3 protein-coding genes are annotated in these 2,119 nt (G+C 47.4%); all 3 read right to left on the bottom strand.

Translation table 11 applies throughout. The annotated features are described in order from the left end of the window. Nucleotides 1-102, bottom strand: a 102-nt coding sequence (locus AC1DUA_RS34995; protein ID WP_477504120.1) for an ABC transporter permease, incomplete at its 3' end; no start/stop codon positions are given. Between the two features lie 68 nt (nt 103-170). Continuing rightward, the gene (locus AC1DUA_RS34990) at nt 171-887 is read right to left on the bottom strand and encodes an ABC transporter ATP-binding protein (RefSeq protein ID WP_477504119.1); all 717 of its coding nucleotides are present in this window, start codon (nt 885-887) and stop codon (nt 171-173) included. Between the two features lie 27 nt (nt 888-914). Further along, a partial coding sequence (locus AC1DUA_RS34985; protein WP_477504118.1) for an efflux RND transporter periplasmic adaptor subunit occupies nt 915-2,119 on the bottom strand: 1,205 nt, incomplete at its 5' end.

The raw sequence follows: 2,119 nt of genomic DNA, 5'->3' as shown, positions 1-2,119 counted from the left end.
CGTCCCCATATTTTCATACTGCTTGGCGATTTGTTCTGAAGTCCCTTGCCCAATCGACACTAGCGTGACGACAGAGCTAACTCCGATAATAACCCCCAGCATTGTCAGAAAAGTACGCAGCGGACTTGAGATGATCGTCTGCAGCGACATTCTGAGCAGTTCATTTACCTTCATACGCTCACCTCTTGCTTAACATCGCTTTTGTCAGCGTTCCGGTAATCATCAATGATGACGCCGTCACGAAGGGCAACGACGCGTTTGGCATTATCAGCAATGTGATGATCATGGGTAATCAGAACAATCGTATTTCCTTGCGCATTCAATTGCAGAATTAACTCCAATACTTCTTCCCCTGTTCGGGAATCCAGAGCTCCTGTCGGTTCATCCGCCAAGATGAGCGATGGCGAAATGGCAAGGGCTCTGGCAATAGCAACACGTTGCTGTTGACCCCCGGATAGCTCGCTAGGCTTATGATGGCCCCGCTCGCCCATCCCGAGCATTTTGAGCATTTCGTGCGCCCGCTCCCGTCGTTCTTTTCTTGGAATACCGGCATAAATCATCGGTAACTCCACATTTTCCATCGCTGATAAACGGGGTAATAGATTAAATTGTTGAAAAATAAAGCCGATCTTTTGATTACGAAGCGCAGCGAGCTCATTATCACTCATACGCTCGGTTACTACACCGTCCAGGATGTAGCTGCCCGATGTCGGAACATCCAGGAGCCCAATGGTATTCATAAGCGTTGATTTACCGGACCCACTGGGCCCGATGATTGCTACGAAGTCGCCTTCTTCAACAGAAAGCGATATGCTGCGCAGGATAGGTAGATCTTCTAAACCGCGTTTATAGGTTTTGACAATATCTTTTAGCTCAATGATATTCATACCGCAATAACTCCTTTCCTGGCAGTATTATCTGTTAGCGCCACCGCCGCCTCCACCACCGCCATTAGTCCGGGTAGCTCCACCTGCTCCACCTGCTCCGCCACCACCGCCTTGGAATCCACCTGCTCCACCTCCGCCAGCTCCACCTGCTCCGCCGTTTTGTTGGAACTGCTGTCTTAAGCGATTAATCTCATCTTGACTGAGGTTCTGTTGTCTTTTCACAGCATTAGGAAGAACAACTTTATCCCCTTCGTTCAGACCTTCCGTGATTTCAATTTGCGTTTTCGAACGAATGCCGATTTTTACTTCATGCTCGGCTTCTACGGTTCCATCCGCTTTTTTCAATGTGACAATCCGCTTGCCCTTCTGCAATTGCAACGCTTCAGGCGGTATGTAAATCGCGTCTTTCTTGTCTTGAATCAAAATTTCACCAGTCGCCGTCATGCCATATTTCAACACGTTATCTTTGTTGTCAGCAGCCAATACAACGTCATAGGCCGTGACACCGTTCGTTGTCGTACCAACCGAAGAAATTTGCGTAACTTCAGCAGGGAAAATACGGCCTGGATAAGAATCGACCTTGATTTCTGCCTTCATGCCAAGCTTGATGTTAGGCAAGTCTAACTCATCCACCTGCACCGGAAGCTGCATTTTGGCAATACTGGCTACGGCACCTAATTGCATACCACTGCTAACTTTGGTTCCAACTTGTAAAAGACTAAGGATATCATTGCGTTTGTTAACAAAGTCGGTTGAGAAAACACCATCAAATGGCGCTAATATTTGAAGTCCATTAACCTTGTCTTGCGCCGAATCTACTTTCAGCTTCGCACGCTCAAGAGCAGACTGTTTCGTGAGAATATCATCGCCAATCGTATCGTTGGCAAACGTTGCGATTATATCCCCTTGACGAACCATATTCCCTGTTTTCATAGGCATCGTAGACACCGTACCCGTTGTACCTGCCAGAACAGTTGTGACTTTCACATATTCAAGTGCAGCTTTCGCTTGCGAATCAACCGCACGTCCGCCGATTGTCACGCTACCCAGTACAGTCGTACCAGCATCCATGGAATTATCATTAAGGACGTCAATATCAATATCGACTACTTTCCCGCCCTTTCCATCCGATTTCGGATCTTTAGAGATGCTTCGAATCTTACCCGTTTTCGTAATCATATAGCCATCTATCGTAATATCAACGGGATCACCTGAGTGCAGCTGTGCAGCGT

It is taken from the genome of Paenibacillus sp. 01T422, assembly GCF_056398785.1.
Note: the sequence above shows the minus strand (reverse complement) of the source record. Positions and strands in the feature narration are given on the sequence as shown.

Bases quoted from the DNA above. Each gene is read 5' to 3' on its own strand.
- AC1DUA_RS34990 (WP_477504119.1), bottom strand. From the start codon at position 887: ATGAATATCATTGAGCTAAAAGATATTGTCAAAACCTATAAACGCGGT.